Origin of the sequence: Streptomyces justiciae, assembly GCF_015163075.1 — a bacterium.
In the GTDB taxonomy this organism is placed as follows: Bacteria; Actinomycetota; Actinomycetes; order Streptomycetales; family Streptomycetaceae; genus Streptomyces; species Streptomyces justiciae.
Genome location: NZ_JADDXU010000006.1, coordinates 257,304 through 283,263, shown reverse-complemented (window position 1 = coordinate 283,263; position 25,960 = coordinate 257,304). Strand labels below are relative to the sequence as shown.

Annotated in this window: 24 protein-coding genes; 13 read left to right on the top strand and 11 right to left on the bottom strand. The window is 72.2% G+C overall.

All coding sequences use genetic code 11. The annotated features are described in order from the left end of the window. Positions 1-92: 92 nt before the first annotated feature. The 4 genes from IQ210_RS19160 to IQ210_RS19145 all read right to left on the bottom strand — a co-directional run bounded on the left by IQ210_RS19160 (position 93) and on the right by IQ210_RS19145 (position 6,020). On the bottom strand, positions 93-2,144 hold the full coding sequence (locus IQ210_RS19160) for a TerD family protein (protein ID WP_194080254.1): 2,052 nt from the start codon (positions 2,142-2,144) through the stop codon (positions 93-95). Between the two features lie 100 nt (positions 2,145-2,244). Next, complete coding sequence (locus tag IQ210_RS19155) at positions 2,245-2,823, bottom strand: TerD family protein (RefSeq protein ID WP_194080253.1); 579 nt, start codon at positions 2,821-2,823, stop codon at positions 2,245-2,247. 152 nt (positions 2,824-2,975) lie between these two features. Next, a complete protein-coding gene (gene uvrB, locus IQ210_RS19150) occupies positions 2,976-5,111 on the bottom strand; it encodes an excinuclease ABC subunit UvrB (protein WP_194080252.1) in 2,136 nt (711 codons plus the stop codon). 39 nt (positions 5,112-5,150) lie between these two features. Then, on the bottom strand, positions 5,151-6,020 hold the full coding sequence (locus IQ210_RS19145) for an MHYT domain-containing protein (protein ID WP_194080251.1): 870 nt from the start codon (positions 6,018-6,020) through the stop codon (positions 5,151-5,153). A 290-nt stretch (positions 6,021-6,310) separates the two neighbouring features. Between IQ210_RS19145 and IQ210_RS19140 the strand changes: the two genes are divergently transcribed. The 3 genes from IQ210_RS19140 (at position 6,311) to fdhA (ending at position 9,260) form a co-directional block, all read left to right on the top strand. Then, a complete protein-coding gene (locus IQ210_RS19140) occupies positions 6,311-7,186 on the top strand; it encodes a glycerophosphodiester phosphodiesterase (RefSeq protein ID WP_194080250.1) in 876 nt (291 codons plus the stop codon). Positions 7,187-7,293: 107 nt separating this feature from the next. Then, complete coding sequence (locus tag IQ210_RS19135; protein ID WP_194080249.1) at positions 7,294-7,848, top strand: methylated-DNA--[protein]-cysteine S-methyltransferase; 555 nt, start codon at positions 7,294-7,296, stop codon at positions 7,846-7,848. Between the two features lie 179 nt (positions 7,849-8,027). Beyond that, on the top strand, positions 8,028-9,260 hold the full coding sequence (fdhA, locus tag IQ210_RS19130; RefSeq protein WP_194080248.1) for a formaldehyde dehydrogenase, glutathione-independent: 1,233 nt from the start codon (positions 8,028-8,030) through the stop codon (positions 9,258-9,260). Positions 9,261-9,315: 55 nt separating this feature from the next. Here fdhA and IQ210_RS19125 read toward each other — a convergent pair whose 3' ends face one another. Beyond that, positions 9,316-9,744, bottom strand: a complete 429-nt coding sequence (locus IQ210_RS19125; RefSeq protein ID WP_194080247.1) for a VOC family protein — start codon at positions 9,742-9,744, stop codon at positions 9,316-9,318. Positions 9,745-9,850: 106 nt separating this feature from the next. Between IQ210_RS19125 and IQ210_RS19120 the strand changes: the two genes are divergently transcribed. Beyond that, positions 9,851-10,759: a pseudouridine-5'-phosphate glycosidase gene (locus IQ210_RS19120; protein ID WP_194080246.1), complete on the top strand. Its 909-nt coding sequence runs from the start codon at positions 9,851-9,853 to the stop codon at positions 10,757-10,759. A gap of 71 nt (positions 10,760-10,830) precedes the next feature. Next, a complete protein-coding gene (locus IQ210_RS19115; protein WP_194080245.1) occupies positions 10,831-11,841 on the top strand; it encodes a carbohydrate kinase family protein in 1,011 nt (336 codons plus the stop codon). Positions 11,842-11,953: 112 nt separating this feature from the next. Here IQ210_RS19115 and IQ210_RS19110 read toward each other — a convergent pair whose 3' ends face one another. Next, positions 11,954-12,748, bottom strand: a complete 795-nt coding sequence (locus tag IQ210_RS19110) for a methyltransferase domain-containing protein (protein WP_194080244.1) — start codon at positions 12,746-12,748, stop codon at positions 11,954-11,956. Between the two features lie 257 nt (positions 12,749-13,005). Between IQ210_RS19110 and corA the strand changes: the two genes are divergently transcribed. Further along, on the top strand, positions 13,006-14,133 hold the full coding sequence (gene corA, locus IQ210_RS19105) for a magnesium/cobalt transporter CorA (RefSeq protein ID WP_194080243.1): 1,128 nt from the start codon (positions 13,006-13,008) through the stop codon (positions 14,131-14,133). 57 nt (positions 14,134-14,190) lie between these two features. Here the strand turns inward: corA and IQ210_RS19100 are convergent, their stop codons facing one another. The 4 genes from IQ210_RS19100 to IQ210_RS19085 all read right to left on the bottom strand — a co-directional run bounded on the left by IQ210_RS19100 (position 14,191) and on the right by IQ210_RS19085 (position 16,266). Next, positions 14,191-14,619: a CBS domain-containing protein gene (locus IQ210_RS19100; RefSeq protein WP_194080242.1), complete on the bottom strand. Its 429-nt coding sequence runs from the start codon at positions 14,617-14,619 to the stop codon at positions 14,191-14,193. 124 nt (positions 14,620-14,743) lie between these two features. Next, the gene (locus tag IQ210_RS19095) at positions 14,744-15,157 is read right to left on the bottom strand and encodes a PPOX class F420-dependent oxidoreductase (protein WP_194080241.1); all 414 of its coding nucleotides are present in this window, start codon (positions 15,155-15,157) and stop codon (positions 14,744-14,746) included. 78 nt (positions 15,158-15,235) lie between these two features. Then, the gene (locus IQ210_RS19090) at positions 15,236-15,877 is read right to left on the bottom strand and encodes a nucleoside/nucleotide kinase family protein (protein WP_194080240.1); all 642 of its coding nucleotides are present in this window, start codon (positions 15,875-15,877) and stop codon (positions 15,236-15,238) included. A gap of 17 nt (positions 15,878-15,894) precedes the next feature. Next, a complete protein-coding gene (locus IQ210_RS19085; RefSeq protein ID WP_194080239.1) occupies positions 15,895-16,266 on the bottom strand; it encodes a winged helix-turn-helix transcriptional regulator in 372 nt (123 codons plus the stop codon). 99 nt (positions 16,267-16,365) lie between these two features. Here IQ210_RS19085 and IQ210_RS19080 point away from each other — a divergent pair, with 99 nt between their 5' ends. The 4 genes from IQ210_RS19080 to IQ210_RS19065 all read left to right on the top strand — a co-directional run bounded on the left by IQ210_RS19080 (position 16,366) and on the right by IQ210_RS19065 (position 20,049). Then, positions 16,366-17,052, top strand: coding sequence for an NAD(P)-dependent oxidoreductase (locus IQ210_RS19080; RefSeq protein ID WP_194080238.1), 687 nt, complete (start codon positions 16,366-16,368; stop codon positions 17,050-17,052). Between the two features lie 45 nt (positions 17,053-17,097). Further along, positions 17,098-17,772 carry a DUF2293 domain-containing protein gene (locus tag IQ210_RS19075; protein ID WP_194080237.1) on the top strand — a complete coding sequence of 225 codons (675 nt, stop codon included), beginning with the start codon at positions 17,098-17,100 and terminating at the stop codon, positions 17,770-17,772. Positions 17,773-17,943: 171 nt separating this feature from the next. Then, entirely contained in the window at positions 17,944-18,423 is a 480-nt protein-coding gene (locus IQ210_RS19070; RefSeq protein ID WP_194080236.1) for an anthrone oxygenase family protein, read from the top strand. Between the two features lie 138 nt (positions 18,424-18,561). Then, the gene (locus IQ210_RS19065) at positions 18,562-20,049 is read left to right on the top strand and encodes a glutamate synthase subunit beta (protein WP_194080235.1); all 1,488 of its coding nucleotides are present in this window, start codon (positions 18,562-18,564) and stop codon (positions 20,047-20,049) included. 161 nt (positions 20,050-20,210) lie between these two features. On the opposite strand, the gene IQ210_RS19060 is transcribed toward IQ210_RS19065, so the two are convergent. Beyond that, positions 20,211-20,690, bottom strand: coding sequence for a carboxymuconolactone decarboxylase family protein (locus IQ210_RS19060; protein WP_194080234.1), 480 nt, complete (start codon positions 20,688-20,690; stop codon positions 20,211-20,213). Between the two features lie 47 nt (positions 20,691-20,737). Between IQ210_RS19060 and pdxR the strand changes: the two genes are divergently transcribed. From pdxR to IQ210_RS19045, 3 genes are all read left to right on the top strand, one after another. Then, entirely contained in the window at positions 20,738-22,168 is a 1,431-nt protein-coding gene (pdxR, locus tag IQ210_RS19055; protein ID WP_194080233.1) for a MocR-like pyridoxine biosynthesis transcription factor PdxR, read from the top strand. A 449-nt stretch (positions 22,169-22,617) separates the two neighbouring features. Beyond that, the gene (locus IQ210_RS19050) at positions 22,618-24,927 is read left to right on the top strand and encodes a PEP/pyruvate-binding domain-containing protein (RefSeq protein WP_194080232.1); all 2,310 of its coding nucleotides are present in this window, start codon (positions 22,618-22,620) and stop codon (positions 24,925-24,927) included. Next, entirely contained in the window at positions 24,924-25,853 is a 930-nt protein-coding gene (locus tag IQ210_RS19045; RefSeq protein WP_194080231.1) for a hypothetical protein, read from the top strand. Before IQ210_RS19050 ends, IQ210_RS19045 begins: the two co-directional genes overlap by 4 nt. The last annotated feature ends 107 nt before the right edge of the window (positions 25,854-25,960 follow it).

Here is a 25,960-nt window from a genome sequence, read left to right as displayed (position 1 = left end):
TACTCCCCTCCGTGAGGAAAACGGTACCCCAATCACCAAGGAAAGGTAAAGCGATTGGCAAAAGAAAGGTCAAAGTAGCTGGTCAGGCGCCTTTACGTGTACTTGGTGCGGGCGGCTGCCAGTCGGCTGAGGACCTGCTGGAGGACCTGGCTGCCCGGCGGGACGAGCGAGGGCTCGTACGTCCAGGCGTGGCCCACCCACGGGTCGGCGAGATGGTCGTCGGGCACCGGGCTCAGTCGCAGCAGCGAACGCCACAGCGGGTCGAGCAACGGACCGTACGCGGCGGCCTCCTCGCGGTCCGCGACCATCATCAGATGGACGCCGACCGCCGGTCCCTCGTCGGCGAGGTAGCGCAGCTGGGTCACGGCTCGGTCGTCGAAGCCGTGCGGGAAGTCGTTGACGATCAGCAGCTGCTCGGAGGTGTCGAAGCCCGGCGGGAGCGAGTCGGGCGCCCCTCCGCGTACCGCCATCTGCACCAGGTCGACGCGCTGGGTGAGCCGGGCCAGGACGTCCGCGACACCGGCCGCGCCGAGGGCGGGCGGCCCAGCGAGCACACCGGTCTGCACCAGCGGGACGAGCGCCTGTCCTCCCGAGCCGGCCGGGTCGATGACGTGCACGGTGAACTCGCCCGCCGGATAGACGGCGAGCAGCCGGGCCGCGTGCGCCACCGCCGACTCCATCGCCAGACGCTTGAGGTCATGGGAGTCGGTGAAGGAGCCGTCGAGCGAGTCGGCCCGTCCGCTGTCGATCCACAGCCCGCGCTCCAGCGGCAGCCTCACCAGCATCGGGATGCGCAGCTGCGGGGCCTCGGGAAGATGCAGGTCGCCCAGGCGCAGGGCCATGGGGATCTCCATCGGCACCCGGTAGCCGTGCCAGACGGGGTTGTCCCAGCGGGCGTAGGCCGCGGGCAGCGCGGGCTCGACGACGTCGGCCTCGGCGGCGAGCTGGGCGAGGTCCCGGTCCAGGGCCGAGCGGGCCTGGTCGACGAGCTGCGTGTGCTTGGCGCGGGCCGCCTCGCGCGCGGCGTCGCTCTGACCGCCGATCCGGCTGCGCGGGTCGGACAGTGCCTCATCGAGCTCCTTCTCCATCCGCGAGTCGGCGAAGTCGACGGCGCTGCGGTACGCGGCCATCGTGCGGGCCAGGTCCTCGAACATGCCCCACACCTGGTTGTACAGCCGCTCGTCCATGGACCAGCCGGTCGCGTCCCCCGCGACGGGCTGCTGGGGCTGTCCGGGCTGGGCCGGGGGCGCGGTCGGCGGGGGTGGGGGCGGGGCGGTGGTCTGGCGGCGCGGGTGGCTGTAGTCGACGGGGCCGCCCGCGGTGGCGCCCGGCTGGGCGCCCGAGGGCGGGTCCGTGGCGGCCGGGGGGTCGTAGGGCGAGGCGGGCGGCTGTCCGGGGGTGCCGGGGGCCTGGGCGCCGTAGGGAGAAGTGGGCTGCCCGGGTGTGCCGGATGGCTGGGTGCCGTACGGCGACGGGGGCGGCGGTACGGCCCCCTGAGCCGCGGCGCCGCCCTGGTCGGCGCCGAGGGTCGGGGTCGCCGCGTGCCGGGTGCGGTCGCCGTCGGTCGTGCGGGGTGCCTGGACCGAGCGGGCGAGGCCCTGGGCCACGGCGTCGTTGATGCCGGCGGCCAGTTGGTGGGCCTCGGCCATTCCTTGGTCGGCGAAGAGGTCGGCGAGACCGCCCGCATAGCCCTGGCCGACGGCGCGGACCTTCCAGGCGCCCTGGCGGCGGTAGAGCTCCAGGGCGACGACGGCGGACTCGGCCTCCAGGCCGGTGATGGTGTAGTTGGCGACCTCTGAGCCGTCGAGGCCGGTGACCGCGAGGAAGGGGGCGGCGAGGCCGCCGAACCGGACGGGTCCGCCCACCCCGGTGGGCAGGGCGAGCAGCACGCTGATCCGGTGCACGGCCTCCGGCATCGCGCCGAGGTCCACCGCGAGACGGTGGTCGGCGGCGGCCTGGCGGGAGACCTCCAGGCCCGGCAGGGTGGGGGCGCCCGGGTGGGCCACCCACTCCACACCGTGGACCTTGCCGTGCTCGTCGCTGAGCGTCGCGCCGGCCACCACCGGCTTGCCGGCGGAGACCCGGATCTCGAGGCGGGCCTGGGAGAGCGGGTGGTTCTGCCCCCGCACCAGCTCGGCCGTCATGCCTTCGTCCCCCTGTGTCGCTTTCGGTGTCGGATGCCGCCAGGGCCCGTCCGCCGGATCATGCCGGTGTACGGGCCCTGGCCGGGCGGGGCCGGTCGGCCTACAGGTGCGGCAGGATCGCCGGCATCAGGTCCTGGAAGGTGCGGCCGTTGGCCGGGGTGCCGAGCGCCGTCATCGTCCAGTTGGCGCCGGTGCGGTGCACCTTCGCCATGATCTGGGCCGTGTAGGCGCCACCGCCCGCGAGCGTGTAGCGGGCCAGCTCCTGGCCGTTGGTCTCGTCGACCAGCCGGCAGAACGCGTTCTGCACTTCCTGGAAGGTCTGGCCCGTGAAGGAGTTCACGGTGAAGACGATCTGGTCGATGTGGACCGGGACGCGCGCGAGGTCGACGAGGATCGCCTCGTCGTCGCCGCCCTGGCCGACACCGCCGACGAGGTTGTCGCCGGTGTGGCGCACCGAGCCGTCGTCGCTCACCAGGTGGCGGAAGAAGACGACGTCGACGGGCTGCTTGTCCGCGAACAGCACGGCGGAGGCGTCCAGGTCGATCTCGCGGGTGCGCGAGCCGAACAGGCCGCGACGGGGGGCCGCCTGCCAGCCGAGACCCATGCGCACCGCGGTCAGGCTGCCGCCGTCGTTCTTCTGCAGACTGATGGCCTGACCCTTGGTCATGTTGACGGTCACGCGCTGATTCCCCTCTCGAACTGTCCCCTGTTGCCGCGGAGTCCGCGGTTGACCAGAACCCTACGCAGGAGCACTGACAGTGCCGCTACCCGGGGCCGTACTTTGTGTCGGTCTTGCAACACTGCGCGTACAACAGGGGCGTCGCGGGTCCGTCAGGCGATGCCCGCCTCCCTCATCTGGCGCAGTTCCTTCTTCATCTCGGAGACCTCGTCGCGCAGCCGGGCCGCGATCTCGAACTGGAGGTCCGCGGCGGCGGCGCGCATCCGCGCGGTCATCTCCTCGATCTGCTCGGCCAGCTCGGCCGCGGGCCGGTCGGTCGGCACGGTCTCCTTGGCCTTGCCCTTGGCTGCCTTGCCGCCCGCCGCCTTGCCGCCGAGGGACGGCACCGGAGCCTTGGCGCCCTTGCCGTCCTTCTGCTTGCGGTAGCCGGAACCGAGCAGCTGCTCGGTGTCGACGTCCTCGCGGGCGATCTGCGCCACGATGTCGTTGATCTTCTTGCGCAGCGGCTGGGGGTCGATGCCGTTCGCCGTGTTGTACGCGACCTGCTTCTCCCGGCGCCGGTTGGTCTCGTCGATGGCTTTCTCCATCGCCGGGGTGATCTTGTCGGCGTACATGTGGACCTGACCGGAGACGTTGCGCGCCGCGCGGCCGATCGTCTGGATCAGGGAGGTGCCGGAGCGCAGGAAGCCCTCCTTGTCGGCGTCGAGGATCGCCACCAGGGACACCTCGGGCAGGTCGAGGCCCTCACGCAGCAGGTTGATGCCGACCAGGACGTCGAACTCGCCGGAGCGCAGTTCCCGCAGCAGTTCGACGCGGCGCAGGGTGTCGACGTCGCTGTGCAGATAGCGGACCTGGATGCCGAGCTCCAGGAAGTAGTCCGTGAGGTCCTCGGCCATCTTCTTGGTGAGCGTGGTGACCAGGACGCGCTCGTCCTTCTCGGTGCGCTTGCGGATCTCGTGCACCAGGTCGTCGATCTGGCCCTCGGTGGGCTTGACCACGACCTCCGGGTCGATCAGGCCGGTGGGGCGGATGATCTGCTCGACGACTCCGTCCGCGCGGGACAGCTCGTAGTTGCCGGGGGTGGCCGACAGGTAGACCGTCTGGCCGATGCGCTCCTGGAACTCCTCCCACTTCAGCGGGCGGTTGTCGAGGGCGGAGGGCAGCCGGAAACCGTGGTCGACGAGGGTGCGCTTGCGAGAGGCGTCGCCCTCGTACATGGCGCCGATCTGCGGGACGGTGACATGCGACTCGTCGATGACGAGCAGGAAGTCGTCCGGGAAGTAGTCCAGCAGGGTGTTCGGCGGGGAGCCGGGCTGCCGGCCGTCGAAGTGCATCGAGTAGTTCTCGACGCCGGAGCAGGAGCCGATCTGGCGGAGCATCTCCAGGTCGTACGTGGTGCGCATGCGCAGCCGCTGGGCCTCCAGGAGCTTGCCCTGCTTCTCCAGCTCGGTGAGGCGCTCGCCCAGCTCCTTCTCGATGTCATTGACGGCCCGCTCCATGCGCTCGGGACCTGCGACATAGTGGGAGGCCGGGAAGACGTACAGCTGCTGGTCGTCGCTGATGATCTCGCCGGTGAGCGGGTGCAGCGTGGACAGCGCCTCGATCTCGTCGCCGAACATCTCGATGCGGACGGCGAGCTCCTCGTAGACCGGGAAGATCTCGATGGTGTCGCCGCGCACCCGGAAGGTGCCCCGGGTGAAGGCCAGGTCGTTGCGCGTGTACTGGATGTCCACGAAGCGGCGCAGCAGCTCGTCGCGGTCGAGTTCGTCGCCGACCCTGAGGGGGACCATCCGGTCCACGTATTCCTGCGGCGTACCGAGGCCGTAGATGCACGAGACGGAGGCGACCACGACGACGTCACGGCGGGTGAGCAGCGAGTTGGTCGCGGAGTGGCGCAGGCGCTCGACCTCCTCGTTGATCGAGGAGTCCTTCTCGATGTAGGTGTCCGACTGCGGGACGTAGGCCTCGGGCTGGTAGTAGTCGTAGTACGAGACGAAGTACTCGACGGCGTTGTTGGGCAGCAGCTCCCGGAACTCGTTGGCCAGCTGGGCGGCCAGGGTCTTGTTCGGGGCCATCACCAGGGTGGGCCGCTGGAGCTTCTCGATCATCCACGCGGTGGTGGCGGACTTGCCGGTGCCGGTCGCGCCGAGGAGGACGACGTCCTTCTCACCGGCCTCGATGCGCTTGGCCAGGTCGGCGATGGCCGCCGGCTGGTCACCGCTGGGCTGGTAGGGGCTGACGACCTCGAAGGGCGCCACCGTGCGTTCGATGTGGGAAACGGGCCGCATGGAACCACCGTACGACCCCCCACTGACAACGCGGTCCGATCAGCGGTTCTGCGGGGTGCGGGAGCTGCGGTGGCCGACGCCGCGGCGGGTGCGGACCGTCGGGCGGCGGGCGGTGTGCGGGAGGTCCGCGTGGGCCGGGATACCTGGCTTGTTCTCGACGGGGGCCCAGTCGGGTTTGCCCATGACCATCAGCGGGTCGAACATCACGACGACGCCGGCGATCAGCAGGAAGGCGAGAGGGCCGACCATCATGGGCGCGAGCAGTTCCGCGGGGGAGTCGCCCGAGGACGGGGCGGCGGAGGTGCCGTGCAGATGGACCTTGAGGGCGGCCATGCCGGTGTAGTGCATGCCGCTGACGGCGAGCCCCATGACGAGGCTCGCGCCCACGCTCCACAGCAGTCCTCTGACCTGGCCGGCCGCCCACAGCGCGGCGGTGGCGACGACCATCGCTATCACGACGGAGGCGGTGACGGTGAGCGTGTTGTACTCCAGGTTCCCGTTGAGCCGCATGCCGGCCATGCCCAGATAGTGCATGGAAGCGACGCCGAGCCCGGTGATGGTGCCCCCGGTGAACAGGGCCGTGCCGCTCGCGCCCTTGTAGCCGACGATGAAGATCCCGATGCCCACCATGACGATCGCGACGCCGAGGCTCGCGAACGTCGTCGGTTTGTCGTAGTGGATCGGGGCGCCTTTGACGGTGAATCCCATCATGGCGACGAAATGCATGGTCCATATACCGGAGCCGATCGCGGCGGCGCCGAGGGCCAGCCAGCCCGGGCGCCACGAGTTCGACACCAGCATGGATCTGGTGGTGCAGCGCAGGCCGAGGGCGCCTCCCAGGCAAGCCATGAGGTAGGCCACCAGCGGTGTGACGAGTCCGTAGCTGAATCCGTCGACCGTGCCTTGCATGCGCGGCTACCCTTCCGCCTTCTTGCGTCCCGGAATGTGCTGAAATGCGCCCCTTCCCAGGACCGCTCGAGCGGTCAGGGTTGAGGCGAAGAGTATGACCCCCACCGGAATGGTCGAACGATTTTCCGGCAAAGAAACACGCCCTTGCCACGCCGTTGCCGCAGTTGTGCGGCACCGGTGAGCGGAGTTGGGCAACTCCATTCAATCTGTGGCCATTCTGTACTCCCCTGCTGTTGACCCTCTGCTGTCACAGTGGAGCTGTCCGTGCACGCTCGACGCAAGGAGTACGCATGCACGCGCGCGCAGTTGCCGCCACGACCACCGCGCTCCTGGGGGCCGCCGCCCTCCTGCTTCCCTCCTCCGCCGTCCGGGCCGCCGAGGAAGGCGAACCGCCCACGGTCGTCGCCCACCGGGGCGCCTCCGCCTACGCGCCCGAGAACACCCTGGCCGCCGTCGACACCGCGGCCCGGATGGGCATCAGCTGGGTCGAGAACGACGTCCAGCGCACCAAGGACGGCGAGCTCGTCGTCATCCACGACGACAGCCTCCAGCGCACCACCGACGTCGAGGAGGTGTTCCCCGGCCGGGCGCCCTGGAAGGTGAAGGACTTCACCGCCGCCGAGATCGCGCGCCTCGACGCGGGCAGCTGGTTCGGCCCCTCCTACGCGGGCGCGCGCGTGCCGACCCTGGAGCAGTACGTGCACCGGGTCGAGCGCAACCACCAGAAGCTGCTCCTGGAGATCAAGAACCCCGCCCTGTACCCGGGCATCGAGCGGCAGACCCTCAAGGTCCTCGCCAACGAGGGCTGGCTCGACCAGGAGCACCGCACGAGCCGGCTGGTCGTGCAGAGCTTCAGCGCGGACAGCGTGCGCACCGTCCACGAGCTGAAGCCCGGTGTGAAGACCGGCATCCTCGGTACGCCGTCCGTCGCGAACCTGTCGGCCTACGCGGCGTTCACCGACCAGATCAACCCCTCGCACAGCACCATCTCCCCCGGGTACGTCGCCACCGTCCACGCCTTCGACGGGGCGCACGGCAAGCCGCTGGAGGTCTTCGCCTGGACCGTGAACGACGCGGAGACGGCCCGCCGGGTCGCCGGGTACGGCGTCGACGGCATCATCAGCAACAAGCCGGACGTGGTGCGGGACGCGACCGACGGGTCCTGAGACGCACCGGGCCGGGCGGACCTTGCCACGCCCGGCACCGGGCGGGCCCCGAGGTCCGCAGGTCCGCTCCGCGGGGCGTTGTCAGTGGCGAGTCGTACGGTGGGCGCATGGACAGCCATGGGCAGAACGAGCAGCAAGGCGTATGGGCCGTCGTCGCCACCGACATCGGCCCCCTGCTGCTGGCCGCGACCCGCGAGGGCCTCGTCAACGTCGTGTTCCACGCCACCGACCCGGTGCGCGACAAGGCGCTCGACCGGCTCGCCTCCCGCCTGGGCAGCGAGCCCGTCGAGGCGCCCGGCTCCCCGCTGCTGGCCGAGCCGATACGCCAGGTCGAGGCGTACTTCGCGGGTCGGCGGCGCGATTTCGAGCTGCCTCTGGACTGGTCGCTGATCTCCGGCTTCAACCGGCAGGTGCTGCGCGAGCTGGCGGCCGGGGTGCCGTACGGCAGCGTCGTGGGCTACGGCGATCTGGCCGGCCGGGTCGGTCAGCCGGGCGCGGCGCAGGCGGTCGGGGTGGCGATGGGCTCCAACCCGCTGCCGGTGGTCGTGCCCTGCCACCGGGTCGTGGAGAGCGACGGCGGGATCGGCGGGTTCGGCGGCGGCCTGGAGACCAAGCGGAAGCTGCTGGCCCTGGAGGGCGTGCTCCCCGAACCGCTGTTCTAGGAGACAGCTGGCTCCGGTCCCGCGTGCCACGGCAGGGCGGAAGGCCGACGCGACAGGAGACGGCTGTCTCCCGGTCCGCGCGCGACGGCTGGCCGGAAGGCCGACGCGGTAGCAGACTCCGCCATGCGCACAGCCACTGGCATCCGAAGACTTCGGAGCCGAAGGGACGGCGATCACGCATGAGCGGAAGCGGGAACAGGGCAGTCGCGTATCTCAAGCCGGGAGCGGTGGAGGTCAGGACCATCGACCACCCGACGCTGGAACTCCAGGACGGGCCGGGGGTCGCACCCGAGAACGTCGGCCGCAAGTGCCGGCACGGTGTGATCCTCAAGGTGCTCGCCACCAACATCTGCGGCAGCGACCAGCACATGGTGCGCGGGCGGACGACGGCGCCCGAGGGGCTGGTCCTCGGACACGAGATCACCGGAGAGGTCGTCGAACGGGGACCGGACGTCGAGACGATCGACGTCGGCGACATCGTCTCCGTACCGTTCAACATCGCCTGCGGCCGGTGCCGCAACTGCAAGGAGCGCGCCACCGGCATCTGTCTGAACGTCAACCCGGCACGGCCCGGGGCGGCCTACGGCTATGTCGACATGGGCGGCTGGGTCGGCGGCCAGGCCGAGTACGCGATGGTGCCGTACGCGGACTTCAACCTGCTGAAGTTCCCGGACCGGGACCAGGCGCGCGCGAAGCTGCTCGACCTGACCATGCTGTCGGACATCTTCCCGACCGGCTTCCACGGCGTGGTGAGCTCGGGCGCCGGTGTCGGTTCGACGGTGTACGTCGCCGGGGCGGGGCCGGTCGGACTGGCGGCGGCCGCGTCCGCACAGCTGCTGGGCGCCGCGGTCGTCATCGTCGGCGACCTCAACGCCGAGCGGCTCGCGCAGGCGCGCAGTTTCGGCTGCGAGACCGTCGACGTCTCGCGCGGCAGCGTGGGCGAGCAGATCGAGCAGATCCTGGGCGAGCCCGAGGTGGACGCCGCGGTCGACGCGGTCGGATTCGAGGCCCGGGCCCACGGTCCGGAGGCCCCGGAGGCGCCCGCCACGGTCCTCAACTCCTTGATGGGCCTCACGCGCGCGGGCGGCGCCCTCGGCATCCCCGGTCTGTACGTCACGGACGATCCCGGCGGGGTCGACGAGGACGCGAAGTCCGGGACGCTGAAGGTGCGGCTCGGGCTCGGCTGGGCCAAGAGCCACCGGTTCACCACCGGACAGTGCCCGGTGATGAGGTACCACCGGGGCCTGATGATGGCGATCCTGCACGAGCGCGTGCACATCGCCAAGGCGGTCAACGCGACCGTCATCGGCATCGAGGACGCGCCGCGTGGCTATGCCGAGTTCGACCAGGGCGCGAGCCGCAAGTACGTGCTCGACCCGCACGGGGCGCTCAAGGGCGTACGACCGGTCTGACGCCTGTCGACCGAGGAGGGGGCCCACGCGCGCGTGCGGCCCCCTCGCGCGCGGGTCAGTCGTTGTGCCGTACCTCGAAGATGTTCCCGTCCGGGTCGCGGAAGTAGAAGCTGCCTCGGGCCATGCCCCGGGCCCCGTAGGAGTCGTGGTGGATCTCCGAGACGGGCACCGAGCGTTCCTCCAGGCGGGTGCGCAGTGCGTCGAAGTCGTCGCCGGGCAGGGCCAGGCAGATGTGGTTGACCGGGTGGCCCGCGCTGTCGGCGGCGCCGGGGAGCATCGTCGCGTGGGCCGCACCGGCCAGCGGGGCGAGGTCGAGGATCGTCTCGTCGTTGAGCCGCACGGAGGGGAAGGGCGCGGTGCCGGCGGCGAAGTCGGTGACCCTCAGGGGCCGCATGCCGACCGCCTTCTCGTAGAAGTCGGCCGACGCCAGCGGGTCCCGCACCCAGAGGACGACATGGTCGAGACGTGTCGAGTTGTCCGTCATGCACCCCAGGCTGGTGTCGTCCCCCACGGCTCGCAAGGGTTTGGCCGGGTGTGCCGCCCGCCAGAGATGAGGGAAGAACGATCGACGATCGGCAGGAGGCAGGCGCGTGGTGCTGGTGGTTTCCGAAGAAGTGCGCGAGGCGATCGACGCGCGTCGACCCGTGGTGGCCCTGGAGTCCACGATCATCGCGCACGGGCTGCCGCGGCCGCGCAACCTCCAGGTGGCGCTGGAGCTGGAGGACGTCGTACGGCGCGAGGGCGCCGTTCCCGCGACCATCGCGGTGCTGGACGGGCGGCCCCATGTCGGCCTGGACAAGCAGCAGTTGGAGCGGGTCGCGAACGAGGACGGCATCCGCAAGCTGGGGCATCGCGATCTGCCGCTCGCGGTGGCCGCCGGGGCGAGCGGAGCGACCACGGTGTCGGCGACCGCGCTGCTGGCGGCGCTCGCTGGAGTCCGGGTGTTCGCGACGGGCGGGCTCGGCGGGGTGCACCGGGAGTGGACGGTGACGCAGGACGAGTCGGCCGACCTGGGGCTGCTGGCGCGGACGAGGATCACGGTGGTGTGCGCGGGCGTGAAGTCGATCCTGGACGTGCCGGCGACCCTGCAACGGCTGGAGACGCTGGGTGTCGCGGTGGCCGGGTACGGCACGGACCGGTTCCCCGGCTTCTATCTGTCCGACTCGGGCCACCCGGTGGACTGGACGCTGGAGACCCCGGAGCAGGTGGCGGCGGTGATGCGGGCTCAGGACGCCGTGTCCGGCCCGGAGTCGGCGCTGATCGTCGCCAACCCGGTGCCCGAGGCCGAGCAGTTGGATCCCGACCTGCACGCGCGCGTACTGGCCGACGCGCTGCACGCATGCGAGGAGCGGGGCATCACGGGCCAGGGCGTCACCCCGTTCCTCCTCGACTACCTGGTACGACACACCGACGGCGCCTCACTGGAAGCGAATCTGGCGGCGGTACGGGGCAATGTGCACTTGGCCGGACGGATCGCGGCGGCCTGGGCCGGGGCGTAGGGGTGAGCGCGGGGAGGGGCGGGGGCGCGGTCGGGTCCGGCGGCTCGGGCGAGGAAGACGGGGGCGGAGGAATGTCCGCCGGATTGGTCGGCTCGGCCGCGAGTGGTGCAGGTGAGGCAGCGGGGGTCGGTTCGTCGGCCGGGGCGTTGTTGGTTGTCGGGGACGTCATCACCGACATCGTCGCCCGGCATCGGGGGCCGCTTGCGGCGAGTACGGACACCGTCGCGGCGATCCGGACGCTGCCCGGTGGGGCCGGTGCCAACGTGGCCTGTTGGGCGGCCCATTGGGGTCGTGGCGAGGTCCGGTTGCTCGGGCGGGTGGGCTCGGACGCTGCGGCCTGGCACGAGCGGGAGCTGACGGCGTGCGGGGTGCAGCCCCTGCTCGTCGTCGACCCGGAGGCGCCGACCGGCACGGTGATCTGCCTCGTCGACACGAGCGCCGCCGCCGAGCGGACGTTGGTCACGGACAGTGGGGCGTCCCTGCGGCTCACCCCGGACGACTGGTCGGACGCCCTGCTCGACGGGGTGGCCCGGCTGCATCTGTCGGGGTATCTGCTGTTCTCCGCGGGGAGCCGGGCATTCGTGGAGGTGGCTCTGGAGGCGGCACGCGCGCGTGGGGTGCCGGTGAGCTTGGATCCCGCGTCGGTGGGCTTCCTCGTGGAGCTGGGCGTCGATCGGTTCCTCGCGCTCGTGGAGGGGGTCGACGTCCTCCTGCCCAGCCTCGACGAGGCCTGCCTGCTGACGGGGTTGCCCGATGCGGAGGACGCGGCGGCCAAGCTCAGTCGTCATGTTCCGCTGGTGATCGCCAAGTTGGGCGCGGACGGTGCGTTGGTGGCCCGCTCGGGCACCGTGTCCGCCCGCATCCCCGCGGTCCCGGCCATCCCCACGGACACGACCGGGGCCGGCGACGCCTTCACCGGCGCCTTTCTCGCCACCCTCCTCACCGGCGCAGAGCCCGAGGACGCGGCGCGGGAAGGGTGCCGGGCGGGGGCGAGGGCGGTCGAGGCGGTAGGAGGCCGACCACCGGCGACACGCCCACCCGGACAGCACCGACGGGACGCCACACCCGGTGGGCGGGGGTGACCCGATAGCCGGAGTGACCCGGGCAGCCCTGGCCCGCCTCCGCCCCGCTAACCCCAGTTCGCCTCAGCCCGGCCCGCCTCAGCTCCCCCGCCCACTCCCCTCCACCCACCCCCTACGCCTTCCGCCCCCACGCCGAAATCATCGGCGCCGTCGCCAAATCCATCGCCCCGGACTCGACGTTCGCCAGATGCCGGTCGATCTCCTCGTCCGTGGCCAGGCCCGCCGTGACGAGGTCGGTGCGGATCTGGCGGATCGTGGCGGACTCCAGGGCCGCGCAGGCGGGTGAGGTCAGCGGGAAGTACGCGTCGGCCTCCACGCGACGCAGTCCGGCCTCCCGGAGGAGGCGCGGGAGGCGGCGCCCGTAGGAGAGGTCGGCGCCGCGGTCGGCGAGGAGGCGGCGGAATCCGGTGCGCAGTCGGTTCGCCAACTGCTCGGCGGGACCGTGTTCGTCGGGACAGGTCAGGGGTTGCAGCGCGGGGTCGGCGTCCTCGACGAGCAGTCGTCCGCCGGGCCGCAGGGACTCCACCATCGACCGCAACGCCCGTTCCCGGTCCGGCACATGGACGAGTACGAGCCTCGCGTGCACGAGGTCGAAGCCCTCCCCCGGCGCCTCCTCCGCACCGACGTCGTGGACCCGCACCTCCACCGGCGGCCGGGCGGCCGGGGCGACCCGGGAGGTGTCGATGTCGGTCGCGACGACCCTGCCGGTCGGTCCCACCTTCTTGGCCAGCCAGGACACGACGGACGTACCGCCGGCCCCGACCTCCCAGCAGCGCCAGCCGGGTCCGACACCGAACCCTTCGAGGTGCCGGAACGTCGTGGGGTCGAAGAGGGAGGCGAAGGCGTCGAAGCGCTCTCCGGCCTCGGTCTGCCGGTTGTCGAGGAGATACCCGTCGGTTCGCATCATGTCGCGATCATCCCAGTTGTCCCGCTTGTCCATAGTGGTCGACGCTCCGATACGACTCCGATACGACAGCACGGCGACGCAACTCTACGAGGGGTACCCGAGCGTCCCGCGCCGCGTCGGAAACCCGTCGTCCACAGGCGGGAACAAAGCGGAATGCCCTGCTCCCACAGGCTTACCCGCGTTTCACGCAGGGCTGGCACACTGGCACGCCAGGGCGCAGCAATGCGGCGAGCGGGGATCCACGCAAGGAGATCCAGATGTCCATGGCAGGGAATCTGCGGAAGGTCACGAGCCTAGGCAGGGTCGGCGGCCTCCGCAGGGTGGCAAGGCTGGCGCGGCGCCGCCCGCGTGTGGACCTGAGCCATCCCGCCCGGTCACCGCTGGGCTCCTCGGTGGTGAACTGCGTGTCGTACCGGGACGGGGCCAGGGTCCCGGGCGGCGGCGACCTGGTCGACACCGTGGAGCGGGTGCGCAAGCACGGGGACGGTTTCGTGTGGCTCGGTCTCCATGAGCCGACGGACCAGGAGTTCGCGGGCATCGCGGAGCTCTTCGAACTGCACCCGCTGGCGGTGGAGGACGCGATCGAGGCGCATCAGCGCCCGAAGCTGGAGCGGTACGACGAGACGCTGTTCGCGGTGTTCAAGACCGTCTGCTACGTGGAGCACGAGGAGCTCACGGCGACGAGTGAGGTGGTGAACACCGGCGAGATCATGGTGTTCGTCGGCGAGGACTTCGTGATCACCGTGCGCCACGGGATGCACGGCTCGCTGGGCCCGTTGCGCGAGGAACTCGAGGCGGACGCCCTGCAGTTGGCCAAGGGACCGGCCGCGGTGCTGCACGCGATCGCGGACCATGTGGTGGACGACTATCTGAACGTCACGGACGCGGTCCAGGCGGACATCGACCAGGTCGAGACGGACGTCTTCTCGCAGGACGGCGCGCGGACCGACCCGGGCCGTATCTACCAGCTCAAGCGTGAACTCCTCGAACTGAAGCGGGCCGTGGTGCCGCTGGCCCGTCCGATCGAGGAGTTGTCCACGCGTCCGATACGGGTGGTGAGCTCGGAGATACAGGCGTACTTCCGCGATGTCTCGGACCATCTGCTGCGCGCCAAGGAGCAGATCGCCGCCTTCGACGAACTCCTCAACTCGATCCTCCAGGCACACCTCGCCCAGGTGACGGTCGCGCAGAACGAGGACATGCGGAAGATCACGGCCTGGGCGGCGATCGTCGCCGTGCCGACGATGGTCTGCGGGGTGTACGGCATGAACTTCGAGCACATGCCGGAACTGCACTGGACGTTCGGCTATCCCATGGTCCTCGGCGTCATATCCGTGGCGTGCCTGGTGCTGTACCGCGGCTTCCGGCGCAACGGCTGGCTCTGAGCACGCCACCTACGCACGACGACAGGACGACAGGACGACAGGACGACGGGACGACGATCAGCGCGTCGCGCTCTTCGCGTAGACGCTCTCCGCCCAGCCCGCGATCTGGTCCTCCGTCAGATGGCGGGCGAGGTCGGCCTCGCTGATCATGCCGACCAGGCGCTTGTTCTCGATGACGGGGAGGCGGCGGATCTGGTGGTCCTTCATCTCCCGGAGCACGTCGCTGACATCGGCGTCCGCGTCGATCCAGCGGGGCGTTCCCTGGGCCATCTCACCGGCGGTGACCTTGGCCGGGTCGTGGCCCATGGCCACACAGCCGACGACGATGTCGCGGTCGGTGAGGATGCCGCAGAGGCGTTCGTTCGCGTCGCTGATGGGCAGGGCTCCGACGTTGAGCTCACGCATCAGCTGGGCGGCGCGGTCCAGGGTCTCGTGCGCGGGGATCCACTGGGCGCCGCGGTGCATGATGTCTCCGGCGGTGGTCATGTAGTACCTCCCGGTGCCGGACGGCCGGCGCGGAGCGGGAGTGCTCCGCTGGTCCCGGCGCCGTTCATTCTCGCCGCGCCCGGCCGCTGCCGCACCCGGAGGCGAGGGCCGGCAGCGGGGCCGCTCAGGCGGAGAAGCCCACGATCTTCCGCGGCACGACGCGGATGATCACGCGGGTCTCGTCCTCCTTCTCGGCGGGCGGGTCGATGCCGAGGTACTTGTGCGAGAGGTCGTGCGGGAGGCGCTTGTCGGGGTCCGGGAGGATCTCGGCGGTGCCGCGGATCTCGACCGAGGTGTAGGGGTTGGCCAGGTCGTAGACCGAGACGCTGATGCGGGGGTCGCGGCGGAGGTTGCGGACCTTCTGGCGGTGGTCGACGGAGGAGAAGAGGACGGCGTCGCCCTCGCGTTTGATCCAGACCACCGAGTTCTGCGGGGCGCCGTCGGGACCGAGGGTGGCGACGCTGGCGAAGTTCTTGCCGTCGAGGAGGGCGCGGACGGAGTCGTCGAAGGAGAGGTGACCGCTCGTGGAAGTCGTCATGGGCCCAGCGTAGTTACATGCACGCGCATATAAAAGTGGTTTGCTGGATCTTCCGGGAACGGACATCCGGGAACCCGGTCAGCCCCGCCATGCCGGGTGCCGGGGGTCGTCGGCGCGCACCAGGACGTCTGCGGTGCCCGCGGGGTCCGTCTCGCGCTCGTAGCGCTCGAAGGCTTCCAGGGTCCACTGCTCGGGCTCGGGGGTGCGGCGGCGCAGGGCGCCCGGGGAGAGGAGGAGGTGGACGGTCAGGTCGAAGGGGAACCAGTGGCGCAGCAGGAGGGGGCCGTGCAGCAACAGGAAACCGCCGGGCGGGAGTTGGACGTAGGGGCTGCGGGTGGCGCGGTCGGTGTCCGGGTCCCACAGGTCGGGCAGGACGCGGCCGTCGCCGCCGGGTTCGAGGGGGCCGAAGACCTCGCGCCACAGGGCGCCGGTGTCGAACCAGCCGTCGTAATAGGCCTCCACGTCCTGGTGGCCGTACTCGAAGCGGAGCGAGGCGGGGCGCAGGAAGCCCTGGGTGCCGACGACGAGAGAGGGCCGGCCTCGTACGCGGAGCGCTTCCGCGACGCGTTCGGCGAGGTCCTGGGGGCGGGCCGCCGGGGCGCCGTCGAAGGCGATGCGCGGCCAGGGGCCGCCGTCGGCCGGCTTGAGGTCGAGAAGGCGGTCGGCGAGGAGGTCGCCGAGCCGGTCCCAGGTGATCGCTTCGAGTCGCACAGGGCCCATGATGCGTCAGCCGACGGTCAGGACGCGTCCCGCTCGTGGGACCGGCGGGCGGCGAGCAGGTGCGGGAGGTGGGTCTCGCTCCAGGCGCGGGCGGCGTCGAGGAGGGGGATCAGGGTGCGGCCGAGAGGAGTGAGGGCGTATTCGACACGGGGCGGGTTCTCGTCGTACGCGGTGCGGGTGAGCAGGCCGTCGCGCTCCATGGCGCGCAGGGTCTCGCTGAGGACCTTGGGGGTGACGGCCCGGAGCGGGACGCGGAGCTCGGTGAAGCGGCGCGGGCCGCTCTCCAGACAGCGAATGACCATGCCCGTCCACTTGTCTCCCACCCTGAAGGGCATCGCGGAGGAGGGGCAGAGGGGGTCGAACATGTCAGGGTCGAGCGGAGCGGTCATCGGTCGAGGCTAGCGCCGATACCGTTGAAGTAACCGGGGCTTGCGTCTCTACCGTCCAGGTCAGGCACCGAACGGCGGTGTCCGGCAAGGAGGTTGGCCATGGGTGACGGGATCGTCGTCTTCGGGGGCGGCGGGCGTGCGGGGCGGGCGGTCACGGCGGAGGCGCGGCGGCGCGGGTACGAGGTGACGGCCGTGGTGCGGGAGCCGGCCCGGTATCCGGAGCTGGGCGCGGAGGGGGTGACGGTCGTCCGGGGTGATGTGACCGATCCGGGCACGGTCCGTGCCGTGGCGGGCGGGCATGTGGCCGCCGTGCACGCGGTGTCGCCGTTCAGCGGTCCGGAGCAGGGGTTCGACTCGCTCGATCCGGACTTCTTCGTGAAGGCGGCGGACGCGCTGCTGAGTGGGCTGACCGCGACGGGGGTGCGGCGGCTGGTGGCCGTGGGGCTGTTCGCGAACCTGCTCGGGGCGGACGGGCGGCCGGTGATGGACGACCCCGCGGTGTTCCCGCCGGAGATCCGGCCGTTCGCCCGGGCGCACACGGCGGGGCTGGACCGGTTGCGTGCACACGCGGCCGGGGAGGACGCGGTCGACTGGGTGATGCTCACCCCGGGAGGAGGACTGGAGCAGGGCGCGCCGCGCACCGGGCGCTATGCGATCGGCGGTGAGCCGGTGCCCGAGAGGGCGGGGCCGACGTTGTCGTACGCGGACCTCGCGGTGGCGGTGGTCGACGAGATCGAGCGGCCGACGCGGCATCGGACGCGGGTGTCGGTGACGGCTGCGGAGTAGGGCGGGTGGGGTGGTTCGTGGCCCGTGCACGGGAATGAACCCCGTATGGCACACCTGGCAACTCCCCCGCACCGCACCGGACTTCTCGTCTTCCAGCCCGTCAAGCGGAAGCAGTGCGCCGAGTGCCGGGGCGGGCCGTTGGCGATGCTGGTCCTGGAGGACGGGGCGCCCCGCTGTCTGGACTGCGCCGACCTCGGCCACCTGGTGTTCCTGCCGCGCGGCGACACCGCGCTGACGCGCAGGTCGCGGGAGGAGAGTGGGCTGTCGGCGGTGGTCGTGCGGTTCAACCGGCGCAAGGGGCGGTACGAACGGCAGGGCGTCCTCGTCGAGGAAGGGGCGCTGGCCCGGGCGGAGGCGCGGTGTCTGGCGGACGCCGAGGCACGGCGGCGGCGCCGGGAGCGGGACGCGCGGCGGCGGGCGGTCGAGGACGTGCGCTTCGCGGAGGCGTTCGCGGCGGAGATCCGGCGGCTGTTTCCCGGCTGCCCGGCCGACCGGGCCCGCGGGATCGCCGCGCACGCGTCGCTGCGGGGCAGTGGGCGGGTGGGGCGGAGTGCGGCGGGGCGGGCGTTGTCGGAGGGGGCCGTCGTCTCGGCGGTGGTGGCGTCCGTACGGCATGTGGACACGCCGTACGACCAGTTGCTGATGAGCGGGGTGCCTCGGCATGAGGCCCGGCGGAGGATCGCGGTGGCGGTGGCGGGCGTGCTGGAGGGGTGGCGGTGACGAACCGGCGCAGCGGATCGAAGACGCCGGCCGTTCAGACAGACGTCCCCTGGACGCCTGCGTATGTGTCCGCGTCGATCGGCCATGGTGACGCATCCCGTACGGGAATTCACTTGTGGTGACGGTGGGTGCCGGGCAGGATCTCGGCTCGATGCGGGAGTTGACGTTGAGATGATCGCTGGACCGTACTTCGTGCTGACGGTGCTGGGCGTCCTGGGGACCGGGCTGGTGGCGGGGGTGTTCTGCGCGTTCTCGACCTTCGTGATGAAGGGGCTCGCCGCGTTGCCGCCCGCGCAGGGGGTCGCCGCGATGAAGGCGATCAACGTGACCGCGCTGCGGCCCGCGTTCATGCTGGTGTTCGTCGGCTCGGCGGTGCTGTGCGCGGTGCTCGCGGTGGTGACGTTCGTGCTGCTGCCGGACGACGGCACGGTGGAGCTGCTGGTGGGCAGTGCGCTGTATCTGGTCGGCTCGTTCGGGGTGACGATGGTGGCGAACGTGCCGCGCAACGAGGCCCTGCTCAAGCTGGACGCCGGCACTCCCGAAGCGGCCGCGTACTGGCCGACGTACGTGCGCGAGTGGACGAGGTGGAACCACGTCCGCATGGTCGCCTCGGCCGCGGCGGCGGTGGCGTACGTACTGGCCCTCACCTAGCCGCGGGACGGCTCCCCGAAGCCCGTCGAGAAAGCGCTGTCCCCCACTCTGCGCGGGTGGCCCGGGCGACGTATCGTGGCCGAAAGAGTGCCGCCCGATGACGCACGGCCCGTCGATGCCAACGCAAGGAAGACGGCCATGGCCGATCCCAAGGGATTCATGACCACCCCTCGCCAGGACTGGCCCCGTCGGCCGGTCGAGGAGCGGGTCCGGGACTGGGACGAGGTGTACGTCCCCGGGGCGTTGCTGCCCATCATCAACAAGCAGGCGGACCGGTGCATGGACTGCGGCATACCGTTCTGCCACGAGGCCTGTCCGCTCGGGAACCTCATCCCCGAGTGGAACGACCTCGTCTCCCGGGACGACTGGCGGGCCGCCGCCGACCGGCTGCACGCCACCAACAACTTCCCCGAGTTCACCGGCCGGTTGTGCCCGGCGCCGTGCGAGGCGGGATGCGTCCTCGCCATCAACCAGCCCGCGGTCACCATCAAGAACGTCGAGGCGGCCATCGCCGACCGGGCCTGGGAGCTCGGTTTCGCGCCACCGCGGCCACCGGACCGGCTGTCCGGACGGACCGTCGCCGTCATCGGCTCGGGACCGACGGGGCTGGCCGCGGCACAGCAGTTGACCCGGGCGGGCCACACAGTCGCCGTGTTCGAGAAGGACGACCGGCTCGGCGGGCTGATGCGCTACGGCATCCCCGAGTTCAAGATGGAGAAGCACCATCTGGAGCGCCGCATCGCGCAGATGCGGGCCGAGGGGACTAAGTTCCGTACGTCCACGGCGGTCGGGCGGGACATCGGGGCGGCCGAGCTGCGGGCGCGGTACGACGCCGTCGTGATCGCCACCGGTGCCACCGCCTGGCGTGAACTCGACGTGCCGGGGCGGGAGTTGGCCGGCATCCGCCAGGCCATGGAGTATCTGCCGCTGGCCAACCGGGTGTGCGAGGGGGATCTGGACGTCTCCCCGATGTCCGCCGCCGGGAAGCACGTCGTCATCGTCGGCGGCGGTGACACGGGCGCCGACTGTCTGGGCACCGCGGTACGCGAAGGCGCCGCGTCCGTCACGCAGTTGGACATCTACGCCCAGCCCGGCGCCGAGCGCGACGAGGACACCGAGCCCTGGCCGACGTACCCGAAGATCTACCGGCTGTCGGCCGCGCACGAGGAGGCCGGTACGCTGCGGACCGCCCCGGCGGCGGACGCGGACGCGCGGCTGTTCGCGGCGTCCACGCTCCGCTTCACCGGTGACGCCGGCGGACAGGTGCGCTCGCTGCACCTGGTCGAGGTCGACGCGGAGCGGCGGCCCGTGGCGGGGACCGGGCGGACGCTCCCCGCCGACCTCGTCCTGCTCGCCCTCGGCTTCTCCGGCCCCGACCGCGCGGACGGCCTCGTCGACCAGCTCGGGCTGGCGATGGAGCCGCGCGGCACGATCGCGCGGGACGCCGGGTTCGCGACGAGCGCCCCCGGCGTGTTCGCGGCGGGGGACGCCGCGCGCGGGCAGTCGCTGATCGTGTGGGCGATCGCCGAGGGGCGGGCGGTGGCGGCGGCCGTCGACCGTCATCTGACGGGGAGTTCACGACTGCCGGCGCCGATCGGACCGTACGACCGGCCGATGACCGTGTGACGCTCCGGGCGCCGCGGCCACCGGGCGGCCGATGACCGTCTGACGCGCCGCGCGCCGCAGGAACCAGCACCGCGCGCCGCAGGAATCAGCACCCCTCGCCGCAGGAACCAGCACCACGCACCGCAGGAATCAGCCCCGCGCGCCGCAGGACCCAAGCCGCGTCACCCCCGTTCGTCCGTCCCCGCCACCTTCTTCGTCGCCAGGGCCACCCTGTTCCAGGTGTTGATCGCGAAGATCAGCGCCAGCACCTGGGCCAGCTCCTTCTCCTCGAACCGGTCCGCGGCCTGCGCGTACACCTCGTCGGGGACTCCCCCGTCGGCGACCAGTGTCACGGCCTCGGTCAGGGCCAGCGCCGCCTGTTCCTTCTCCGTGAAGAAGTGCCGGGCCTCGCGCCAGACGGGGACCATGTGCAGCCGGTCCTCGCTCTCGCCGGCCTTGCGGGCGTCGTTGGTGTGCATGTGGAGGCAGTAGGCGCAGTGGTTGAGGTGCGAGGCGCGGATCTGGATCAGCTCGACCAGGGCCGGGTCGAGGCCCTCGCGGGCGGCGGCGTCGAAGCCGATGAGGGCGCGGAAGGCCTTCGGGGCGGCCTTGGCGAAGTTGAGGCGGGTCGTCTCGGCGGAAGCGATCGTGTTCGTCGTCATGCCCTCGAATCTATGGCCCGGAAAGACCGACGGTAGGGTGCATTTCCATGGCGAAATCGTGGGTCAATTCCGCGGAACGGATCGGCACGGACCTGCATCTGGAGCTCACGGGGCCGGGCAGCAGGCGGGCCGCGCTCGGCGACGCCCTGCGGGAGGCGGTACGGAGCGGCCGGCTCGCCCCCGGCACCCGGCTGCCGCCCTACCGGTCGCTCGCCGCCGACCTCGGCGTGGCCCGCAACACGGTGGCCGACGCCTACGCCGAACTCGTCGCGGAGGGGTGGCTCACCGCGCGCCAGGGCTCGGGGACGCGGGTGGCGGACCGGACCGAGCCGCTGCGGGCGGCCGGGCACGCGCGCGTACCCAAGAAGTCGCCGCCACGCGCGCGTGGACCGCGGCACGACCTGCGGCAGGGCACGCCGGACAGGTCGACGTTCCCGCGCGCGGCCTGGCTGGCCTCCTACCGGCGGGCCTTGCAGCAGGCGCCCGACGAGGTGTTCGGGCCCGGTGATCCCGCCGGGCGCGTGGAGCTGCGGGAGGCGCTCGCGGAGTATCTGGCACGCGCGCGTGGAGTGCGTACCGAACCGGGACGGATCGTGATCTGCTCCGGCTTCGCGCACGCCCTGCGACTGCTCTTCCAGAGCGCCCAAGTCCTCAAAGGCCCCCTGGCCGTGGAGGCGTACGGCCTGCCGTTCCACCGTGAGCTGCTCGCGGGCGCCGGCGTGCGGACCGTACCGCTGCCGCTGGACGAACAGGGCGCCGACGTCGGGCGGTTGACGCGCGAGCGGGCCGTGCTGCTCACCCCGGCGCACCAGTTCCCGACCGGCGGCCCGCTGCACGCCGAGCGGCGGGCCGCGGCCGTCGACTGGGCACGCGCGCGTGACGGTGTGGTGCTGGAGGACGACTACGACGGAGAGTTCCGCTACGACCGCAAGCCCGTCGGGGCGGTCCAGGGGCTCGATCCGGAGCGCGTGATCTACCTCGGCTCGGTGAGCAAGAGCCTGTCGCCCGCGCTGCGGCTGGGGTGGATGGTGCTGCCGGAGCGGTACGTCGACGGCGTGCTCGCGGCCAAGGGCGAGCGGGAGGCCTGGGCGAGCGTCCTCGATCAGCTGGCCCTCGCCGACTTCCTCGTCTCCGGGGCGTACGACCGTCACGTGCGGCGTATGCGGCAGCGGTACCGGAGCCGACGCGACCGCCTCGTCGCGGCGCTCGCCACGCACGCGCCGCACGTCGGGGTCAGCGGCATCGCGGCCGGGCTGCACGCGGTGCTGAGGCTGCCGCCCGGCACCGAGCGGTCGGCCGTCAAGGCGGCCGTCTGGCAGGGCGTCGCGCTCGACGGGCTGGCGGAGTTCCGGCATCCGGAGGCCTCGGCGGCGGACATGCCCGCCCGGGACGGCCTGGTCGTCGGGTACGCGACGCCGTCCGAGGCCGCGTACGGGGCGGCGCTGGCGGCACTGTGCGCGTCACTGCCCCCGGGCTGAGCGGGTCCGCCGAAGTCCAATGCGGTTCGGCAGCGCCCTGAAGGGGCGCGGGGAACTGCGCGACATGCCACGACGGCGCCGCAGGGGACCCACGACCCCTCACCGCACTTCCAGCGGAGCGCCTTGCGGCCGGCGCCCCTCCTGCCTTCGGATGAGCCCGGTGTTGCGCGGCTCCTGCCCGGGGACGAGGCGGGGGTTGCTGCGGCTGGACCAGCCGCCGGAGGCCGTCTCCTACCGCGTTCGGATTTCTTCTGGCATCTGTCCGAAAAGTGGCTTACGGGCTACATCGAACGGAACAGCGGTGGGATCATCGAGAAAGGAGGCGTGCTGCCGCCGCACCCGGCCCGGCCGGGTCCGGCAGAGGTCCGCCCCATCCTTCGTTCCGCCGTCAGGCGCAGGGCCACCCCCGCGCGTCCCCCCTGTTGGCGGTCGGTCCTGGAGGGTGTTCGATGACGACGCTCGACGAACGTCACGGAGAGGGCCCACGCGACGGGGACGGTCCGCGGGGCGAGGCCGCCCCGAACGCGACCGTCGTCCTGGAACAACCCGTCGCCGCGGTCCCCCGGTCCGCCGGTTCCAAGGCCGCGAACCTCGCCCGCGCGGCCCGTGCCGGGCTGCCGGTGCTGCCCGGCTTCGTGATACCCGCCGGCGCGGCCACCGACGAGACCGCCCTGCGGCGCGCTTGGGCCGAGCTGTCCGAGGGCGGCACGCTCCCCCTCGTCGTACGGTCCTCGTCGCCGCAGGAGGACACCGAGCAGTCGTCGCTCGCGGGTCAGTTCGCCTCCGTGCTGGACGTGCGCGGCTGGCGGGACTTCCGTACGGCGGTACGGACCGTGCTCGACTCGGCGCACCGGCCCGACGGGTCCACGGCACCCATGGCGGTCCTCGTGCAGCCGATGCTGACCGCTCGCGTCGGCGGAGTGATGTTCGGGGCCGACCCCGTCGCCGGGCGAACCGACCGGATGCTGGTCAGCGCGGTGCGCGGCGGTCCGGACAGCCTGGTCGGCGGGGAGCAGGCCGGGACCAGCTACTGGCTGAGCCGACGCGGGCGGCTGCTGCGGACGGAACCGCCGGACGCGGGCACGCGGACCGACCCCCTCCTCACCCGCTCCCAGTTGCTGCGGGCGGAACCCCCGGCCGTGGCCCCTCGGACCGACCCCCTGCTCACCCGTTCCCAGCTGTTCCGGTTGGCGCGGCTCGCGCGGCGGGCCCGGCGGGTGTTCGGCGGGCCGCAGGACATCGAGTTCGGCTTCGACGAGGACGGGCGGCTGTGGCTGTTCCAGAGCCGGCCGATCACCGCGATGGCGGCACGACCGCCGCGCGGAGCACGGCTGCTCGGGCCCGGGCCGGTCGCCGAGACGCTGCCCGGGCAGTTGGAGCCGCTGGAGGAGGACCTGTGGGTGGCACCCATGGCCCGGGGGCTCGCCGCCGCCCTGGACATCGGGGGCAGCGCACCGCGCCGGCTGCTGCGGGCGGTGCCGGTGGTCACCACGGTCGGCGGGCGGGCCGCGGCCGACCTGCGCCTGCTGGGCGCGGTCCCGCCGCGGCACCGGTGGCTCGCGCTGCTCAACCCGGCGCCGGGCGCGCGCCGGCTCGGCTCCGCCTGGCGGGTGGGCCGTCTCAGCGCGGCGCTGCCCGGCCTCGCGACGGACCTCGTCGCGGACGTCGACGCCCGGCTGGCCCGCATCCCGTCGCCCGCCGGGCTCCCCTCACCGGCGCTGGCCGCCGAGCTGCGCTGGACCCGCGCGGTCCTGGTGTCCCTGCACGCCCAGGAGGCCCTCGCGGGCGCCCTGCTGCACGACCCGCCGAAGAACCGCACCGCGGCGGGCGTGGCCCTGACCGCCCTGTCCGAGGCCCGCGCCCACCACCTGCCGGACGACCACATCATCGCCACCCACCCCGTGGTGCTGGCCCTCACGGCACCGAGCCTGCGCGGGCCGGGGCGACTGCCGGAGCCGATGGGCACGGGCGCCGCCGGGGCTGCTGGCGTACCGACCCAGGAGTTCGATGCCGTACGGGCCTACGAGGCCACGTCCGTGCCGGCACACAAGCCCGATGTCGTACGGGCCCACGAAGCCACGTCCGTGCCGACACGCAACCCCGATGCCGTACCGACGCGCTCCCCCTCGACGGCAGCCACCCCCGCTCTCCCACCCCGAGAAGCCCTGCGCCTCCGTATCCGATGGGTGCAGGAGTTGCAGGTCAGGCTGGTGCGTGAGGCCGGTCGGCGGTTGGGGGTCGGGGACGGACGGGTGGCGTTGTTGCGGTGGCGGGAGCTGGCCGACGCGCTCGACGGTGGGGCGTTGCCCGGGGATCTCGGTGAGCGGATGCCGTCCGTCGAGTCGGCCCCGTTGCCGGACGCGTTCCGGCTGGCGGACGGCAAGGTCGTCGCCGAGCGCGGGGGCGGCCGGGACGGGGACGGCGGGCGCGGGGTGTCCGGTGGGCGGGCCGTCGGGACGGTGTGGGACGGGACCGGGGCACGGCCCGCGGACGCGGTGCTCGTCGTACGGACGCTGGACCCCGCGCTCGCGCCGCTGCTGCCCGGCCTCACCGGACTCGTCGCGCAGACCGGCAGCCCGTTGTCCCATCTCGCCGTGCTGGCACGCGAGTTCGGCCTGCCGGTGGTGGTCGGCGCCGCCGACGCCGTACGGCGTTTCCCGCCCGGCTCCCGGCTCACCGTGGACGGCACGACCGGTGACGTACGCCCAGGCGACGCGACGGAGGTCGTACTGAGAGATGCGGTGGGGGGCGCGTCATGAGGAAGATCGCCTACCTCTTCGGAGGCCTCGCCGCGGCCGGGGCGGGGACCTACCTCGTCGTCTATCTGTACCGGTGGCAGTGGCAGCGGGCCATGCTGTGCGGGGTGCTGCTGCTGGTGGTCGAGGTCATGCTGCTCGGGATCGTGCTGCTGGGGCGGCTGACCCGGATCGAGGACCGGCTGCGCGACAGCGACCGGCGCCAGCGTGAGCTCGCCGCCCGCCAGGAGGACGCGCTCGCCCGGCTGCGCGGCGCCCCCGAACCGGCCGCCGGTCCCGGACGGTTCCGGTGGCTGGAGGACCCGGCGGAGCGCACGTACGTCTTCGTGCCCGTCCTCATGGTCACCGGCGTGCTGCTGTCCGGGCTCGCCTGGGTCGTGCAGCGGATCGCGTCGGCGACGGCCAGACCCGCCGAGCGCCGCCTCGCCGGGCGGCTGGCCGTCCTCACCGCACCCGACCCCGCCTCACCCGACGACCTGGAGGACCTCGCGGACCTGCCGCCGTACGGCGTCCGGCGCGACCGGCGCCGTACGGTGCGCACGGCCGCCGTCGGCACGCTCGGCGTGGCCCTGCTCGGCGGGCTCGTCGTGGGGCTCGCCCACTTCACCCAGACGCGGGAGGATAACGCCGACGACAGCGCGGCGACCTCGGTCGTGGTCCGGGTCGACATGCGCGGACCGGACGTGACGACACAGCGCCGGGCCCTGGCCGCCGAGCAGGTCTGGGAACGCTGCCGCGACTCCACCTCCGTGCCGCTGCGCCACGCGACTCTCGGCGACCTGGGCGACGGGCTGTACGCCGGGGTGGTACGGCCGGCGCTCACCGATCACGACCGGATGCGGCTGCGCGGCTGCCTGGAGGACGCGACCCTGGAACGCGCGCACCTGACGGTGGTCGGCATCGGGGACGCGGACACCGACGACGACTGAGCGGCCGTAGAACGGTTCAGGACGGACATAAAGGCCACATAACATCGCGTACACGGACAAGACGGCCAATCGGGTGACGGGCTACCATGCGAAAGCACCCACGTCCC

Excerpts from the sequence above, each read along its gene's own strand:
- IQ210_RS19160 (WP_194080254.1), bottom strand. The coding sequence starts at position 2,144 with ATGACGGCCGAGCTGGTGCGGGGGCAGAACCACCCGCTCTCCCAGGCC.
- uvrB (WP_194080252.1), bottom strand. The coding sequence starts at position 5,111 with ATGCGGCCCGTTTCCCACATCGAACGCACGGTGGCGCCCTTCGAGGTC.
- IQ210_RS19145 (WP_194080251.1), bottom strand. The coding sequence starts at position 6,020 with ATGCAAGGCACGGTCGACGGATTCAGCTACGGACTCGTCACACCGCTG.
- IQ210_RS19140 (WP_194080250.1), top strand. The coding sequence starts at position 6,311 with ATGCACGCGCGCGCAGTTGCCGCCACGACCACCGCGCTCCTGGGGGCC.
- IQ210_RS19135 (WP_194080249.1), top strand. The coding sequence starts at position 7,294 with ATGGACAGCCATGGGCAGAACGAGCAGCAAGGCGTATGGGCCGTCGTC.
- fdhA (WP_194080248.1), top strand. The coding sequence starts at position 8,028 with ATGAGCGGAAGCGGGAACAGGGCAGTCGCGTATCTCAAGCCGGGAGCG.
- IQ210_RS19125 (WP_194080247.1), bottom strand. The coding sequence starts at position 9,744 with ATGACGGACAACTCGACACGTCTCGACCATGTCGTCCTCTGGGTGCGG.
- IQ210_RS19115 (WP_194080245.1), top strand. The coding sequence starts at position 10,831 with ATGTCCGCCGGATTGGTCGGCTCGGCCGCGAGTGGTGCAGGTGAGGCA.
- IQ210_RS19110 (WP_194080244.1), bottom strand. The coding sequence starts at position 12,748 with ATGATGCGAACCGACGGGTATCTCCTCGACAACCGGCAGACCGAGGCC.
- corA (WP_194080243.1), top strand. The coding sequence starts at position 13,006 with ATGTCCATGGCAGGGAATCTGCGGAAGGTCACGAGCCTAGGCAGGGTC.
- IQ210_RS19100 (WP_194080242.1), bottom strand. The coding sequence starts at position 14,619 with ATGACCACCGCCGGAGACATCATGCACCGCGGCGCCCAGTGGATCCCC.
- IQ210_RS19095 (WP_194080241.1), bottom strand. The coding sequence starts at position 15,157 with ATGACGACTTCCACGAGCGGTCACCTCTCCTTCGACGACTCCGTCCGC.
- IQ210_RS19090 (WP_194080240.1), bottom strand. The coding sequence starts at position 15,877 with ATGGGCCCTGTGCGACTCGAAGCGATCACCTGGGACCGGCTCGGCGAC.
- IQ210_RS19085 (WP_194080239.1), bottom strand. The coding sequence starts at position 16,266 with ATGACCGCTCCGCTCGACCCTGACATGTTCGACCCCCTCTGCCCCTCC.
- IQ210_RS19080 (WP_194080238.1), top strand. The coding sequence starts at position 16,366 with ATGGGTGACGGGATCGTCGTCTTCGGGGGCGGCGGGCGTGCGGGGCGG.
- IQ210_RS19075 (WP_194080237.1), top strand. The coding sequence starts at position 17,098 with ATGGCACACCTGGCAACTCCCCCGCACCGCACCGGACTTCTCGTCTTC.
- IQ210_RS19070 (WP_194080236.1), top strand. The coding sequence starts at position 17,944 with ATGATCGCTGGACCGTACTTCGTGCTGACGGTGCTGGGCGTCCTGGGG.
- IQ210_RS19065 (WP_194080235.1), top strand. The coding sequence starts at position 18,562 with ATGGCCGATCCCAAGGGATTCATGACCACCCCTCGCCAGGACTGGCCC.
- IQ210_RS19060 (WP_194080234.1), bottom strand. The coding sequence starts at position 20,690 with ATGACGACGAACACGATCGCTTCCGCCGAGACGACCCGCCTCAACTTC.
- pdxR (WP_194080233.1), top strand. The coding sequence starts at position 20,738 with ATGGCGAAATCGTGGGTCAATTCCGCGGAACGGATCGGCACGGACCTG.
- IQ210_RS19050 (WP_194080232.1), top strand. The coding sequence starts at position 22,618 with ATGACGACGCTCGACGAACGTCACGGAGAGGGCCCACGCGACGGGGAC.
- IQ210_RS19045 (WP_194080231.1), top strand. The coding sequence starts at position 24,924 with ATGAGGAAGATCGCCTACCTCTTCGGAGGCCTCGCCGCGGCCGGGGCG.